Genomic DNA, 14,776 nt, shown 5'->3' with positions numbered 1-14,776 from the left:
CAGGTCCACGCCGATCATGTCGCGGGGCTGCCGGGCGTGCTGCGCGGGCGTTCGGTGGGCGCGATCGAGACGACCGGCTTCGAAGAGCCGCCGGACCAGGTCGAGTTCGTACGAAGGGAGGCGGCGACACGGCACATCCCCGTGACCCGGGCCGTGGCGGGGGAGCGGCGGCGCACGGGAAACCTCGACTGGCGGGTGTTGTGGCCGCCTCCGAGCCCGGCCCCGACGCCGGACGGCCCGAACGACGCCAGTGTCGCCTTGATCGTACGGTCGGCGGGACTGCGGCTGCTGTTGCGGGCGACCTCGAACCCCCGGCCCAGCGCGCCCTGTTGAGATCGCCGACGGCCGCTGAGCTGGAAGCAGTGGATGTTCTCAAGGTCGCCCACCACACTTTCCTTGTAGAACATCTACTTGAGGGTTTTCGGCGCCAACTCCAGTGATCCCCGGCGGCTGGTCGGCGCTGCGGAACAGACTGGTCGTCCAACGACGAGGGAGGGGCCCGTGGGCGTCAAGAAGATCCTCACGATCAAGCTGGAGATCGAGGTCAACGAGAAGGTGACCCGGTCCAGGCGGCTGAGCGACACGTACGGCGAGGTAGTGATGGCTGCCATGGAGGCGGCTCGCGCCCACATGCCGACGGACAGCATCGAACAGATCACTACTCAGGCGCGCTGGGAGTACCGCCACTGGGACCCGGACCCGATCACCTACCCCAAGGGTGAGGACCCGGAGATCGAGGACTTTGATGACGAGGACTTCGTGTTCGAGGAGGAGGACTGATCCTCCGAGGCCACGAAAGAGCCCCGGCCACCTCTCGGGGACCGGGGCCCTCCTCTCGCCTCGCGAGATCGGTGGAGCCTCTACGGGCTTGACCCCGCGAGGGAGCTGGGAGACCTCTGCTCGTCCCGCCACTCGACGACGAGGGCGTCCAGGGTCTGGAGGAAGGCGGTGTGCGTCCCGGCGGCGTTGGCGGCCTCGATCACCTCACTGAGGAACTCGTACGCCTGCTCGTCCGGCAGGCCGCTCAGCCAGGGGAACACGATGCTCTTCAGGCCCTCAGCCACCCGATCCGCTCCGGGTGCGGCACGCTGACGCTCAGCTTCTCGTCACTGGGGGCGTCCCACTCGGCGCCTCCCCCGGCAAGCGGTCGGAGCACGTACGTGCCGCCGTGGACGTCGGTGATGATCCCGTTCCTTTGAGCCTCGTGGTCGTACACCTGGTCGCCGATCCACGGCTTGCTGTCCCTCACCGCGCTCCCTCGTATCGGATCTCGGCCCAGACCGTCTTGCCCCAGCGGTGGAGGTCGGTGCCCCAGCGGTCCGAGAGGGCTTCCACCAGGACGAGGCCACGGCCCCGGATCTGGTCGCCGTTGGAGTCCGTCCGCATGAGGGGGATGTCCCGGGAGCGGTCGACCACTGCGAGCCGGACCCAGCCCTCCTTGCGTAGGACGATGATCCGGATCGCGGGGAGGCGAGCGTGGTCGACGGCGTTGGAGACTAACTCGGTGATCAGGATCAGGGCATCGTCGACTATGTCTTCCTGCCCCCAGGCGGTGAGCGCCGTACGTACCAGGCTGCGAGCAACGCCCGCGCTCTCCGGTACGCGATCGAGAGTCTGCGAGTAACCGGGGTGCCCCGTGGGGCGTGGCGTTGCCGTCACAGTCATCAGGACCTCAGGGGGTGCGGGTGTGAGTGGCCTTACCTGAGTGAACGGCTCCTGGCTGCTGAGGGGCAGGAAATATCTGCCCGCTGTGCATCGGGCCCGACCGGAAATTTCTGTGCGTTCCTGCTCACGGATAGGGACTCACTGCCTACCGTGGGTATGTGGACGGCAATGAGCGCTTCATCAGCGTGATGGACGAGCGGGGCATGACCCAGGTCGAGTTAGCGGACGCGATCAACACCCGCTTGATCTGTGCCGGACACGACGGGACGGTCAGCGACCGGACTGTCCGCCACTGGCGGACCGGAAAAACCAGGTGGCCCCACCCCCGTCAACGGCAGGCGCTGGAGGCAGTATTCGGATGCACGGTCGAGGAGCTGGGGTTCAGCCCTCCGGCCCGAAGACCACGTCCCGCCAGCGAACCGGAGTCCCCTGTGGACCGCAGGAACTTCCTCACCGCCACCACCGGCACGACGGCCTCCGTGGTCGTCCCCTTCGTCGGTGCCCCTCCCCAGGTCGGCACCTCCGACGTCATCCGGCTCCGTAGCGGGCTGGACGCCCTGATGGCGCTGGACCGCAACAGAGGAGGCCACGAGGGCCTGGAGAGAGCCGCGTTGGCCGGGGCGGCCGAGGCCCTGGAGAAGCAGAAGCTCGGCGCCACCCAGCGCATCCGCCAGAGGCTTTTCTCGGTGTCCGCCGACTACACCGCCACGGCCGCCTGGAGCGCGATCGACGCCCGCCAGATGGACCGGGCCTCCCAGCTCCTCGGCCGGGCTCTGTACCTGGCAGGGATGGCCAAGGATCCCGTCGCCGAGATGCGGGTCTGGAACTCGTACGCGATGCTCGCCCACCACCGGGACGAGTACGCCGAAGCCGTCGATGCCGCCTACGCGGCCCAGGGGACAGCCATCGCCCGGCGCGAGCCCCTGTACAGCTCCCTGGCCCACGCCCGTACGGCCATCGGCCACTCGAACCTCGGTAACCGTCAGGCCGCCCTGCGCTCCCTGGGACACGCCCAGGAGGCCCTGGGCAAGGCAGAGACGGCCGAGCCCAGGCCGTCTTGGATCGCCTTCTACGGGCTGTCTGAGCTGATGGCCATCACCGCCATCGTCCGGGACCGGATCGGGGACTCCGCCGAGGCGGAGGCCGCCTCCCACAAGGCTCTCGGGACGATCCCGAAGGCGTTCCGCAGGAACCGGGCTCTGGCCACCGCGCGGCTCGCCCTGGCCCAGCTCCACCAGCGCGACGTCGACCAGGCGTGCACCACGGCCTCCACGGTCTTCAAGCTGATGGCCGGCCACCCGATCCCTGGACGGATTCGGTCTCTGCTCGGTGACTACTACCGGGACTTGATCACTCTTGCGCCAGACGCCACGATCGCCCGAGAGTGGGGCGACCGCTACCGATCCGAATGGAGCCGACTGTGAGCGCCGCTGGGCTGGACATCCGCCGCTTCGGGCATGACGACCTGCCGCAGATCCGGCAGACGATCATCGATCTGCACGCCGCAGCGGCGGGCCCCGACCGGGACGACGACTTCAAGAAGAAGTTCCCCTGGTTCGTGGACCACTGGGGTGGTAACGCCGACTTCGCCTGTGTGCTCGCGTACGACGGTGACGAGGCGGTGGGCTTCGCCTACGGCGCTCCTGCGGTCCCTGGCCGTGAGTGGTGGCGCGAGCACCTTGACCAGGCGCCGGAGAAGGCGGTGACCTTCTCGTACTCCGAACTGGCCGTCAGCCCGAACTGGCGGAAGAAGGGCGTGGCGGACCTGCTCTCCCGGGCTCTCCTGGAGGGCCGGGACGAGGACCTCGCCGTCCTTCTGGTGGACGTCGAACACCCCAGGGTCCAGACGCTGTACGAGGACTGGGGCTTCCGGAAGGTCGGGGAGCGCCAGCCCTTCCCGGACTCCCCGGTGTACGCCGTGATGCTTGCGGAGCTGCCGCTCTCATCCTGATCCAGGCGGCACGTCGCCGTCGTCCTACAGAGCGGCACGAGCAGCCCGCGTGAACAGCTCTAGTGCCCGTTCGACATCCGAGATGCCGCTGAAGCGGCGCAGGTGCATGACCTCGTTTCTCATCACCGCTACGTTGCGGAGGAGTTCGGTGGCTGACAGGGCGACAGGCTCAGGTCCGACGATCGCCACAGCGGCACGGCGTTTACGAGCTGTGGAGTACAGGTTGTCGATGCGCTCGGCCATGTTCTCCATGGAAGAGGAGGAGCGGAGCAGGTCAAGAACTTCTTGACCTGCATCGAGGAGATCGGCGTACGCCTTGGAACGGGGCTCCCGTCGCTCGCGCAAGCTCTCGAAGCGGCGCTGACGGGCTGCCTCGGCCTGCTGTGTCTCCTTCTGGAGACGTGCCACCCGCACGGTGAACCAGCCCGTCCCGGCAGCAGCCAGACTCGCGAGGGTTCCACCTATGGCCGCACCCACGACGGCAGCAACTCCTGCATCCACAACGGGATTCTTGCCGGATGTACGGATCACCGCAGGACATGATTGGTGAGCAGCCGCCACAGCTCCGTGCGCCGCGTGCCGTCGGCGAGGACGACGGTGAGCCACGCCTCGACCACCCGCACCTCCACCCGCTGTCCGCTCGCCCTGGCACGGTGGCGGCGCGGCAGGACTGCCGTGAGGTAGGAGCCGTCGGGCAGGGGGCGGTGCACAGTCGGGCGGCGCTTGCGGGTCGAGCGCAGCACGAAACGGGCCCCAGTGTCCTGCACGGCCTGAAGGAAGTCGAACGCGTCGTAGTAGGCGTCGGCCAGCAGGAGCATCGATGCGTCCATATGTCCCAGCAGACGGCGTGCGTAGGCGAGTTCACCAACGTCGTCGGGTCCGAAGACCGCGTCCACCAAAGCCCGTGTGCCGCACTCCACGAGGGCCACCAGGCGCACCAGCGGGTAGCCGAACGCGCGGACCCGGCCGATGTGTTTGCGAAAATGCCAGGTCACCGCTTCCTCGTCGGGAGCGGACAGAGTAGTGCCGTCGACGGCGACCAGGCGCAGGCCCTGGTAGAAGGCGCAGGACTGGCGGTGGTCGGCCACTGGTCCGGCCAGGATCGAGAACAGGTGGCGCAGCGGTCCGCTTCCCAGCCGGCGCCGGGCACGTGCCAGCGACGAGGGCCACGGGCGGGCCACGCGCACGCTGCCCAGTCCCGCTGTGAGCTTGGCCCATACCGCCTGGTAGGAGGATCGCTCGAAGAAGGCGAGGGCCAGCACGAAGTACACCACGACGCGCGCCGGGAGCAGCCGCAGCCGCTGCGTGCGGACACCGGTGTCCTCCAGGACCGCGTCGACTAACCCGGGTCGATGATCTCGGTCAACTCGCCCAGATGACCAGGTGCGTACACGTCCAGGGCCGTCGCGCCGGACCTGACGCTGACAGAATTCTGCGGCAACGGGACCTCCGGGACACTCGCAATGGCTTCGACACCATGCGAACTACCAGAGGTCCCGCCCTCTTGACAGGGCGCACACACCCTTAACGCACTGGCGTTGCCGCCGAGTGGTGTAGTCACTGGTCAAGGTGATTTGGCTCCGGTGCGGGAAGCGGCGCTCGTCCCCGGTCGCCTTGAGATTGAGGAATTCGGCCATTGAGCCTTCGGAGAGGTAGCGGCGGTCGAAGACCTCTCCAGCGTCGTGGAGTTCGGCCAGGACCGCAGCGACGAAAGTCAGCGCGAGACGCCGAGACGGTGCGCTCGCACGGGGTGCGACCCCACGCGGCACGACGAGGTGAAGGCGCACTTCTGCACCTTCGGTGGCCTGCGGGCCCCCGCGGAGTGGGTCGATCGCTTCCGCCGGGGAGACTGGGAGGGCTGACAGAGGCCGGCTCCGACTGTTCGTCATTTCGCCGGCAGGCCGGTGGGTCGGTGGCCATATCTGATCGGTGGGTGCGCGGCGCGGCTGGGGTGCCCGGCACCCGTCAACTGCCCTGCTCGCTGCTCTTGCGCCGTCCATGCCAAGGCTCTATAACGTCTCCTGCAGGTATCGGCGGGGATGGCCGGAAATGGCAGTTGCCGCCGACCAGGGGGATCCTCGGCTCCGCCGCGATCGGCATCAGCGCCCGCAGACCGACGGAGACCGAACCATGACCGACGACGCATATCGTGCTGCCCTGACCCGCCTGGCCGTCGACCCGGCCTTCCGTGCTGAACTCGACGGCGACACCGGCGAGGTGGCGCGAAGACTCGGCCTGTCGCCCGCCCAGGTCGCCGAACTCCGCTCCCTCCGCGTCGAGTCCGGCACCGAGGGGGGACCGGCAGCTCTCGACCCACGACTGTCCAAGTCGTCCCTGTTCTTCGGAAGCGCGGCGCACGCGCTGGCGCATCACGACATCACGGCTGACCACGCCGTCCCGGCCGACCACCAGGCCGCGGTGACGCACGAGGCCTCCACGACCCACGCCGTCCCGGCGGAGCAGGTCTCCGGCGACCACGATGCCGGTGCCCCGGCCTCCACCGACCAGGGCTACGAGCTGTCAGGTCCCGCCGAGGGCCAGGAGGGCGCCGGCGGCCTGGACCCGGCCGCCACCGGCACACACAGTCTGCTCGGCGGCCCCCTGCTGGACCGGTCCTCGGCCGAACTGGCCGGCGAGCCGGACCAGGTCGGCAACTTCGGTGACTTCGGAGGGTTCGGCGAGTATGGAAGCGAGGGCCCGGGTTCGGACCTCGGCGGGTTCGGGGAGCATGTCGGCGGTGGCGGCGAGGGGGGCTTCGGCGACTTCGGCGCCGGGAGCGACGGTGGGTTCGGTGGCGCCGAAGGGGACTTCGGCGGTACCGGCGGCGGGTTCGGCGATGGCGGGTTCGGCGGTACCGGCGGCGGGTTCGGCGATGGCGGTCTTGGCACCGGCGGCTTCGGTGACAGTGGTTTCGGTGACGGCGGTGTCGGCTCCGGTGGGTTCGGCGACCTCGGGGGCCACGGCGGCTTCGGCGGTGCAGGCGGGGAGGGCGGCGGGGACGCCGGTCACTTCGGCCACGGCGGTATCTACGACCGTGACGGTGGCGAAGGCGGCGAAGGCGGCGGTGGTGAGGGCGGCGGTGACCCGGAGAACAGCAATCGCCCTAGTGGCGGTGGTGGTCACGGTGGTGGTGAGGGTGGCGGCGGCGGTGGTGAGGGCGGCGGCGACCCGGAGAACAGCAACCGTCCCAGTGGCGGTGGTGGTCACGGTGGTGGTGAGGGTGGCGGCGGCGGTGGTGAGGGCGGCGGCGACCCGGAGAACAGCAACCGTCCCAGTGGCGGTGGTGGTCACGGTGGTGGTGAGGGTGGCGGCGGCGGTGGTGAGGGCGGCGGCGACCCGGAAAACGGTAACCGCCCCAGTGGCGGTGGTGGCCGCGAAGGCACCCTCGGCCGCGCCGGGACGACCGTACGCGGCGGCATCGACGCACCCGGCACCGGTGACATCGCCACGCACCTGTCGCCCTCCGCGCCCGAGACGGACGGTGGCTTCAACGGCGGTACGTTCCTCAGCGGTTCCGGCGGAGGCTGAGCTACCGCATGCTCTGCCGTGTCTGCCGCGTCCACGTGCGGCGCGACTTCCCGTACTGCCTGCACTGCGGCACCCCGCGCCGGGGTGCCGCACCGACCTCGTTCGCCGCACCCCAGCTGCGCGGCCTCGACGAACCCACGCTGCTCGTCGCGCTGACCGGCCCGGTCACCACGCTGGGCCGGGGCGAGGACAACGACGTAGTCCTGTCCGACACCAGCGTCTCGCGCCGCCACGCCCGCATCTTCCGCACCGCTGAGGGCTTCCGGATCGAGGACCTGGACTCCTTCAACGGCACCGCCGTCGGCGGCGTCGACCTGCACGGCGGCGCGGCCGGCCTCGCCGACGGCACCGAGTTGTCCGTCGGCGACGTACGCATGGTGTTCGAGCAGCCTCGCGATACCCGGATCGGCTCGCGCACGATGGTCGTCGGCACCCAGCTGACCGATCTGCCCACCGCCGGACAGGCCGGGCAGGAGGAGGCCCCCGAGGCGAACGGCCCGCTCACCGCGTGCCCCCGCCGCCGTTCCGGCTGGGCCCTCAAGCAGATCCCCACCGAACGTGGCGCATCCCGCTGGGTGCTCAGCAGCACCCGAACCGGCCGCTATCTGGAACTGGACGAGCGCCAGGTCTTCCTGTGGCACGCCGTCGACGGCGAGAACACCGTACGGGACCTGCTGTTCGCCTACGCCGACCGCTACGGCGAACTCGCCCTGCCCCGCATCGAGTCAGCGCTGGCCGCGTTCGCGGACGCCGGGCTGCTGCGTGGCCTGCCCGGGCGGCCGGAGGAGGAGCGGCCGAAGGGCTGGCGGCGGGTGGCGCGTGCCGTGTACCGGGCGCTGCTGAAGCTGGAGGTGTCCGTCCCCGGCCTCGACCGGCTGGTGACCCGGCTCTACCAGGCTTTCGGCTGGCGGCTGTTCACCCGGACCGGGGTGCTGCTCGCCTGGCTGTCGGTGGCCGGCGGCCTCGTCGCGTTCTTCGCCGCGCAGGGCCGGCATCATCTGCTGGACTTCGGCGGGGCGGGCGTGTGGGGCCCGGTCCTGCTGGCCGCCGGATATGTGACCGCGCTGCTCGTCCACGAGCTCACGCACGCGCTGGCCGTGAAGTCGTACGGCCGCAAGGTCAGGCGTGGCGGATTCCTGCTGATGATGGGCATGCCGTTCGCGTTCGTGGACACCAGCGACATGTGGTTCGGCTCCCGCTGGTCACGGGTTGTGGTGGCCCTGTCCGGGCCCCTGTCCACGGCGGCGCTGGCCGGCTGGTGTGCCACGGGCGCGGCCCTGCTGCCCGCGGGACCCGCCTCGGCCGTCCTCTACCACCTGGCCTTCGGCCTGTACCTGAACACCCTCTACAACTTCAACCCGCTGATGCCGCTGGACGGTTACCAGGCGCTGACCGACGCCCTGCGAGTACCCCGGCTGCGCGAGGAGGCGAGCGCCTACTTCCGCACGGGCCTGTGGCGGGACCTGCGCGCGGGCAACCGGCCCGGACCCCGTCAGGCCGGCCTGGCCGCCTACGGCCTCGCGGTCGTCGTGGGCACCTACGGCTTCCTCGGCCTCGCCCTGCTGGCCTGGCGCTCCCGCATCGGCGACCTGCTCGAGAGCCGGCTGGCCGAGCCGTGGACCACGGTGATCGAGGCGGCCGTGGTCGCCCTGGTCGCCTTCCCGGTGTGGTCTGCGCCCGTGCGTTGGCTGCTGCGCCGGGTACGGCGCCGGCGGGACGCGAAGGACGTACCGCAGGGCGCCGGGCTCCCCGCGCCGGTGGAGGGGACGGCATGACCCAGGACACGCACACCGAGGGTGGCTGGGCCGTACCCGGCTACGCGGCCGTCCGGACGCTGGGAGAGGGAGCCGGCGGCCGGGTCGTCCTCGCCCGGCATACCGCGACCGGCGTGCCCGTCGCCGTCAAGTACCTGAGTGAACGCCTGCGGGCGGACCGGGAGTTCCTGGCCCGCTTCCGCGCCGAGGCCCGGCTGCTCGGCGAGATCCGGCACCCGTGCGTGGTGCGGCTGTACGAGTACGTCGAGGCACGCGCCGGTGCCGCGATCGTGATGGAGGCGGTGGACGGCGTCAGCCTGCGCCAGCTGCTGCGCCGGCACGGGGCGACCGGCCCCGAGGCCGCGCTCGTCCTGCTCAAGGGCTCCCTGCTGGGGCTGGGCGCGGCCCACACGGCCGGGGTGGTGCACCGCGACTACAAACCGGAGAACGTCCTGGTCCGCGCTGACGGCACCAGCGCGCTCGCCGACTTCGGCATCGCGGTGCGCAGCGGCCGGGAGACCGACGCCGCGGGCACGCCGGCTTATATGGCGCCTGAGCAGTGGAACGGCGAGCCCGCCGGCCCGGCGGCCGACGTCTACGCGGCGTCCGTGGTGTTCTTCGAGTGCCTGACCGGCCGGCGGCCGTTCCCCGGCGACGACGTGACCGCGCTGCGCCTGCAGCACCTGCGCGCACCGGCCCCGCTGGACGACGTACCCGCGCCTGTGCGTGCGCTGCTGCGCGCGGGCCTGGCGAAGGACCCGGCGGACCGGCCGGGCGTCGAGACGTTCCTCGCCGACCTGGAACGGTCCGCCACGGAGGGCTACGGCGCCGGCTGGGAGGAGCGCGGCCGCCGCCGGCTGGCCGAACTCGCCGCGCTGCTCGCCCTGCTGTTCCCGTTCACCACGACCGCGACCCTTGAGGGCTCGGCCAGTGCGCTGACCCTGCTGGGCCGGCTGAAACGCGGGGGATGGAAAGTGGCGACCGGTGGGGTGGCCGCGCTGGTGGTCGTCGCGGGCGGAACGACATACGCGACGGGCCGCCCGCACGAGACATCGACGACGGTGGCGAGTTCAACCCCTTCGCCGGTCAACTCGCCCACGGAGCCGGGCACTTCACCTTCCGCATCCACCTCGCCGACCGCCGCCCCGCCGCCCACGGCCGACGCTCCGCCCTCCAGCACGCCCTCGGACGGCCCGTCTTCCTCGCCGCCCCCGTCCACGGCGACGACCCCAACCGCCGAGCCGCCGGCCACCGCGTCCCCGAGCGCGGCCACCCCCGGCACGGTCACCCTCACCATCGGCTCCTGGCAGCGTGGACAGAAACCGGGCACGCTCATCGCGGCGGTGACGGTCGAGACGACAGGCACCGGTCCGCTGACCGTCACCGCGAACTACTACGTCGACACACCCGCCGACCCGTACGGCTCCCAGTCCCAGCCCCTGTCCGGGAGTACGCGGTACGACCTGACCTTCTGGGCCGATTTCTCCAACCACCCGTGCCGGGGGACCTGGGACGTCACGCTCAGCAGCGACCCGGCGGCAGCGAACGGTCCCCAGACGGCCTCCCTGGACGCGCCGCCGTGCTGACCCCGCTCCCGAGGGACCCGAGAGCCACTCCCCGCCGCGACGAGGACGGATCGACATGACGACAGCCACCACAGTGGCCGACCGGCCCCTGTCCGGCTGGTCACGGCACACGCGCCACGGCACCTGGTACGCCCTGCTCCCCGCCCGGTCCGGCGAGCGCACCCTCGGCGCGCTGCGCATCGACCGCGCCCTGCTGGCGCCCGAGGGCACGCGCGAGCGCTTGGCGGCCGTGGTGCTCGCCACGGCGAAGCTCAGGCTGCCCGGACTGCTCGGCACGGTCGACCTCGTGGCCGAGTCCGGTGAGGTGTGGCTGCTCACGGCCCGGCCACCGGCCCCCACCCTGGCCGACGTCCTGTCGTCGGCCAACGGTCCTCGCCCGGACGCGGGCAGCGTGGCCAGCATCCTCAACGAGACCGCGCAGACCCTCCTCGCCCTGCGCACGGCAGGCCTGACCCACGGCTCGCTCGGCCCCGACACCGTCGTGATCGACCCGGATGGGGTCGCCCTACTGGCCGAGGCGGAGCTGGCCACGGTGCTGGGCGACGCGGCCGCCGTACCGGTGTCGGGCGACACGCCGCACGCCGACCGCCAGGCAGTCGCCACCGCTGCCTGGGCCGCCCTGGCCCGAACCCTCGGCGCCGCCTGGACGCAGCCCGCAACCCCCGCGGCGGACCTGTTCGCCCGCTGCTCCGCCACCGCCGAGTCGGAGGGGCTGGCGGCGGCCAGGGCCGCCCTGGTGGCCGGACGCGCGGCGCTCCCGGCGGACTTCCTGCGCCGCACGGGGCTCCGCGCGGCGTCGGCCGCGTCGACCCCGGAGTTCGCGCCGCCGAAGGCACCGGCACCGTCCGTCGCAGTGGCCCCCGGTCGCCCGGCTCCACGGACGGACCCTCACCCGGCGCCGAACGCAACTGACCCCGCCCCACGCCCCACCGCCCCCGAACACCCTGCTACCGCACCCGACGGCTCGTCCCGCCCTTCAGCCACCGCCGATCAACCCGCCACGGCGGCCCACGCCCACACCGCCGCAGGCCCGGACCCGCGAGCCCCCCTGGCCGCCCCCGGACCTCACCCTTCAGCCGCCGCCGACCAGCTCACCACGGTCGGCCGCGCTCGCCGTCCCACCGCCCTGGACACTCAGGCGACCGTCCACGGCAAGCGCAACCGTGTCACCTTGCCTCCGGTGACGGCCGGGGAGGACTCCGGCGGGATCCTGCTCCGGTTCGGGCCCGGGGTCCCGGTGGAGGAGCAGGACGTCCTGCGTGCCCGATGGCGGACCGAGGCAGCGATTCCCGCCTCCCCCCGCTCGCGACGCGGACGACGGGGCTGGATCATCACCACCGCCGTCGTCACGATCGCCGCCGTCCTGCTCTGGCTGCTGCTGCGCCCGGCCCCCGCTCCCGAGGTCGTCTCCGTCCGGGTTGAAACCCCCGCTGGGCCGTTGCACTGCGGTCAGACGGCCGACCTGATCGGTGTCGTCACCACCGACGGGCAAGGCGGCCCCGTCACCTACCAGTGGCTGCGCGCGGACGGTCAGGACTCGGGCGAGCTGGTCCGCACTGCCCACCGCGGTGAGCGCCGGGTCAGGGTGTACCTGCGCTGGACGGTCCGCGGTCCGGGCCGCTTCCGGGGGACTGCCCGCCTGAGGATCGCGCACCAGCCGGCCCCGATGGAGGCGAAGGCGAGCTTCACCTACGTCTGTCCTTGAGGCGTCTGCCGTTGGGAATGGTGTCGGGGTGAGCCGCGTCGCATCGGAGCGGGCGAGGCTTGCTATGCAACGAGTTGCATAGAAGGATCGGAGGCATGGCACTCGAACACGCGATCCTGGTGTCGCTTCTGGAGAAGCCAGGATCCGGCTATGAGCTGGCCCGGCGCTTCGAGCGGTCGATCGGCTACTTCTGGACCGCGACCCACCAGCAGATCTATCGCGTGCTCAAGCGCATGGAGAACGACGGTTGGGTCGACGTCCGGGACGTCCCGCAGCAGGGTCGGCCGGACAAGAAGGAGTACTCCGTCGCCGACCTCGGCCGGGCCGCGCTGTCCTCCTGGTTGCAGGATCCGATCGAACCGGAGAGCGTTCGCCACGACCTGGCCGTGAAGATCCGCGGCGCCGCCTTCGACGACCCGGCCGCCCTGATCCGCGAGGTGGAGCGGCACCACCAGGCGCACCGGGACCGGCTCGCGCACTATCTCGCAGGAGAGGCGCGCGACTTCACGCCCGAAGCAAGCACGGCCGGTCCTGGTGCGCCGCTCGACGCGGAGCGAGAGCTCCAGCACGTCGTCCTGCGCGGCGGCATCGCGTACGAGCGGATGATGATCGACTGGCTGGACGACGTGCTCGCCACGCTGGCCCGGTTCGGTCCGGGCTGCTGATCGCCGCCGATCCCCCCGATCCGGCCCGTCCAGCCGTCCGACCGCCCCTTTCCCGTCCGTCCACCAGCCGAAAGGCGTCATCCCCATGGCCAACCAGCTGCTGTTCAACCCGCGCACCTACGACCCCGCGCACTTCGACCCCGAGACGCGCCGCTTGCTGCGTGCCACCGTCGACTGGTTCGAGGAACGTGGGAAGGGGCGGCTGATCGAGGACTACCGGACCCGCGCCTGGCTCGGCGACTTCCTCGCCTTCGCAGCGAAAGAGAACCTGTTCGCCACCTTCCTGACGCCGTCGTCCGCCGCGGGGGAGGGGGAACCGGACAAGCGGTGGGACACAAGCCGGATCGCCGCGCTCAATGAGATCCTGGGCTTTTACGGCCTCGACTACTGGTACGCCTGGCAGGTCACGATCCTCGGCCTCGGCCCGGTCTGGCAGAGCGACAACGCCGCCGCCCGCGCCCGCGCCACTGAACTCCTCACCCAGGGAGAGGTGTTCGCATTCGGCCTGTCCGAGAAGGTCCACGGTGCCGACATCTACTCCACCGACATGCTGCTCGAGCCCGACGGCAACGGCGGCTTCCGTGCCACCGGCTCCAAGTACTACATCGGCAACGGCAACGCCGCCGGACTCGTCTCCGTCTTCGGCCGCCGTACCGACGTAGAGGGCCCCGACGGCTACGTGTTCTTCGCCGCCGACAGCCGTCACCCGGCCTATCACCTGGTCAAGAACGTCGTCGACTCCTCGAAGTTCGTCAGCGAGTTCCGGCTGGAGGACTACCCCGTAGCGGCCGAGGACGTCCTGCACATCGGCCGCGCCGCCTTCGACGCCGCCCTCAACACCGTCAACGTCGGCAAGTTCAACCTGTGCACCGCCTCCATCGGCATCTGTGAGCACGCGATGTACGAGGCCGTCACCCACGCCCACAACCGCATTCTCTACGGCCGTCCCGTCACCAGCTTCCCGCACGTGCGGCGCGAGTTGACCGACGCGTACGTCAGGCTCGTCGGCATGAAGTTCTTCAGCGACCGTGCTGTCGACTACTTCCGCTCCGCCGGCCCGGACGACCGCCGCTACCTGCTCTTCAACCCGATGACGAAGATGAAGGTGACCACGGAGGGTGAGAGGGTCATCGACCTGATGTGGGACGTCATCGCGGCCAAGGGCTTCGAGAAGGACAACTACTTCAGCCAGGCGGCCGTGGAGATCCGCGGCCTGCCGAAGCTCGAAGGCACGGTCCACGTCAACTTGGCGCTGATCCTGAAGTTCATGCGCAGCCATCTCCTCGACCCGGCCGAGTATCCCGGCGTGCCGACCCGCCTCGACGCGGCCGACGACGACTTCCTCTTCCGGCAGGGGCCGGCTCGCGGCCTCGGCGCGGTGCGCTTCCACGACTGGCGGCCCGCCTTCGACGCGTACGCGCACCTGCCCAACGTGACACGCTTCCGCGAACAGGCCGACGCACTCTGCGAGTTCGTCTCCATGGCCGCTCCCGACGCGGAGCAGAGCCGTGACCTCGACCTCGTCCTCGCGGTCGGTCAGCTCTTCGCACTCGTCGTGCACGGACAGCTCGTCCTGGAGCAGGCCGCCCTGACCGGCCTCGACGAGGACGTGCTCGACGAACTCTTCGCCGTCCTCGTGCGGGACTTCTCCGTGCACGCCGTCGAACTGCACGGCAAGGACTCGGCGACCGAACAGCAGCAGGAGTGGGCGCTGGGTTCGATCCGGCGGCCGGTCGTCGACGAGGCACGCACGGAGCGGGTCTGGCAGCGGGTCGAGGCGCTGTCCGGCGCGTACGAGATGGCCCCGTAGGCGCGCCCTACGCATCAACACCGGTGGCCGGGCCGCGTGGGCCCGGCCACCGGTCGGCAAGGGTTGAGCCCCGTGGGCGCACTCGTGCCCGACCCGGCCCGGAGAGGCGATG

14 protein-coding genes and 1 pseudogene are annotated in these 14,776 nt (G+C 71.0%); 10 read left to right on the top strand and 5 right to left on the bottom strand.

Translation table 11 applies throughout. The features are described 5' to 3' along the window. Nucleotides 1–6: 6 nt before the first annotated feature. Both ACZ4RZ_RS43240 and ACZ4RZ_RS43235 read left to right on the top strand, forming a co-directional pair. A pseudogene (locus ACZ4RZ_RS43240) lies at nucleotides 7–440 on the top strand (ComEC/Rec2 family competence protein); the annotation flags it as partial. A gap of 61 nt (nucleotides 441–501) precedes the next feature. Beyond that, a complete protein-coding gene (locus tag ACZ4RZ_RS43235; RefSeq protein ID WP_351530885.1) occupies nucleotides 502–780 on the top strand; it encodes a hypothetical protein in 279 nt (92 codons plus the stop codon). An 80-nt stretch (nucleotides 781–860) separates the two neighbouring features. On the opposite strand, the gene ACZ4RZ_RS43230 is transcribed toward ACZ4RZ_RS43235, so the two are convergent. Genes ACZ4RZ_RS43230 through ACZ4RZ_RS43220 form a run of 3 tightly spaced genes read right to left on the bottom strand, consistent with a single transcriptional unit; the run spans nucleotide 861 to nucleotide 1,665 of the window. Next, a complete protein-coding gene (locus ACZ4RZ_RS43230) occupies nucleotides 861–1,064 on the bottom strand; it encodes a hypothetical protein (protein WP_467753045.1) in 204 nt (67 codons plus the stop codon). After that, nucleotides 1,049–1,249: a hypothetical protein gene (locus ACZ4RZ_RS43225; protein ID WP_467753044.1), complete on the bottom strand. Its 201-nt coding sequence runs from the start codon at nucleotides 1,247–1,249 to the stop codon at nucleotides 1,049–1,051. The genes ACZ4RZ_RS43230 and ACZ4RZ_RS43225 overlap by 16 nt, the downstream gene beginning before the upstream one ends. After that, on the bottom strand, nucleotides 1,246–1,665 hold the full coding sequence (locus ACZ4RZ_RS43220; RefSeq protein ID WP_467753043.1) for an ATP-binding protein: 420 nt from the start codon (nucleotides 1,663–1,665) through the stop codon (nucleotides 1,246–1,248). Before ACZ4RZ_RS43220 ends, ACZ4RZ_RS43225 begins: the two co-directional genes overlap by 4 nt. A 158-nt stretch (nucleotides 1,666–1,823) precedes the next feature. Here ACZ4RZ_RS43220 and ACZ4RZ_RS43215 point away from each other — a divergent pair, with 158 nt between their 5' ends. Both ACZ4RZ_RS43215 and ACZ4RZ_RS43210 read left to right on the top strand, forming a co-directional pair. Continuing rightward, nucleotides 1,824–3,089 carry a helix-turn-helix transcriptional regulator gene (locus tag ACZ4RZ_RS43215; protein ID WP_467753042.1) on the top strand — a complete coding sequence of 422 codons (1,266 nt, stop codon included), beginning with the start codon at nucleotides 1,824–1,826 and terminating at the stop codon, nucleotides 3,087–3,089. After that, nucleotides 3,074–3,616, top strand: a complete 543-nt coding sequence (locus tag ACZ4RZ_RS43210; protein WP_467753041.1) for a GNAT family N-acetyltransferase — start codon at nucleotides 3,074–3,076, stop codon at nucleotides 3,614–3,616. The genes ACZ4RZ_RS43215 and ACZ4RZ_RS43210 overlap by 16 nt, the downstream gene beginning before the upstream one ends. A 24-nt stretch (nucleotides 3,617–3,640) precedes the next feature. On the opposite strand, the gene ACZ4RZ_RS43205 is transcribed toward ACZ4RZ_RS43210, so the two are convergent. Together ACZ4RZ_RS43205 and ACZ4RZ_RS43200 are read right to left on the bottom strand one after the other, a co-directional pair. Further along, nucleotides 3,641–4,147: a hypothetical protein gene (locus tag ACZ4RZ_RS43205; protein WP_467753040.1), complete on the bottom strand. Its 507-nt coding sequence runs from the start codon at nucleotides 4,145–4,147 to the stop codon at nucleotides 3,641–3,643. Further along, nucleotides 4,144–4,908: an IS4 family transposase gene (locus tag ACZ4RZ_RS43200; RefSeq protein ID WP_467753086.1), complete on the bottom strand. Its 765-nt coding sequence runs from the start codon at nucleotides 4,906–4,908 to the stop codon at nucleotides 4,144–4,146. The genes ACZ4RZ_RS43205 and ACZ4RZ_RS43200 overlap by 4 nt, the downstream gene beginning before the upstream one ends. A gap of 838 nt (nucleotides 4,909–5,746) precedes the next feature. Here ACZ4RZ_RS43200 and ACZ4RZ_RS43195 point away from each other — a divergent pair. The 6 genes from ACZ4RZ_RS43195 (at nucleotide 5,747) to ACZ4RZ_RS43170 (ending at nucleotide 14,664) form a co-directional block, all read left to right on the top strand. After that, nucleotides 5,747–7,144 (top strand): hypothetical protein, encoded by a 1,398-nt coding sequence (locus tag ACZ4RZ_RS43195; protein WP_467753039.1) that lies wholly within the window; start codon nucleotides 5,747–5,749, stop codon nucleotides 7,142–7,144. 8 nt (nucleotides 7,145–7,152) lie between these two features. Continuing rightward, entirely contained in the window at nucleotides 7,153–8,919 is a 1,767-nt protein-coding gene (locus ACZ4RZ_RS43190; RefSeq protein WP_467753038.1) for an FHA domain-containing protein, read from the top strand. Then, complete coding sequence (locus ACZ4RZ_RS43185) at nucleotides 8,916–10,484, top strand: serine/threonine-protein kinase (protein ID WP_467753037.1); 1,569 nt, start codon at nucleotides 8,916–8,918, stop codon at nucleotides 10,482–10,484. Before ACZ4RZ_RS43190 ends, ACZ4RZ_RS43185 begins: the two co-directional genes overlap by 4 nt. 55 nt (nucleotides 10,485–10,539) lie before the next feature. After that, nucleotides 10,540–12,189 (top strand): hypothetical protein, encoded by a 1,650-nt coding sequence (locus tag ACZ4RZ_RS43180; protein ID WP_467753036.1) that lies wholly within the window; start codon nucleotides 10,540–10,542, stop codon nucleotides 12,187–12,189. 95 nt (nucleotides 12,190–12,284) lie between these two features. Continuing rightward, the gene (locus tag ACZ4RZ_RS43175; protein ID WP_406166058.1) at nucleotides 12,285–12,854 is read left to right on the top strand and encodes a PadR family transcriptional regulator; all 570 of its coding nucleotides are present in this window, start codon (nucleotides 12,285–12,287) and stop codon (nucleotides 12,852–12,854) included. Between the two features lie 85 nt (nucleotides 12,855–12,939). Beyond that, nucleotides 12,940–14,664 carry an acyl-CoA dehydrogenase family protein gene (locus tag ACZ4RZ_RS43170; protein WP_467753035.1) on the top strand — a complete coding sequence of 575 codons (1,725 nt, stop codon included), beginning with the start codon at nucleotides 12,940–12,942 and terminating at the stop codon, nucleotides 14,662–14,664. Nucleotides 14,665–14,776 lie beyond the last annotated feature (112 nt).

This window comes from Streptomyces sp. NPDC027189 (assembly GCF_055566975.1).
The sequence above is the reverse complement of the archived record's forward strand: the minus strand, read 5'-3'. Positions and strand labels throughout refer to the sequence as shown.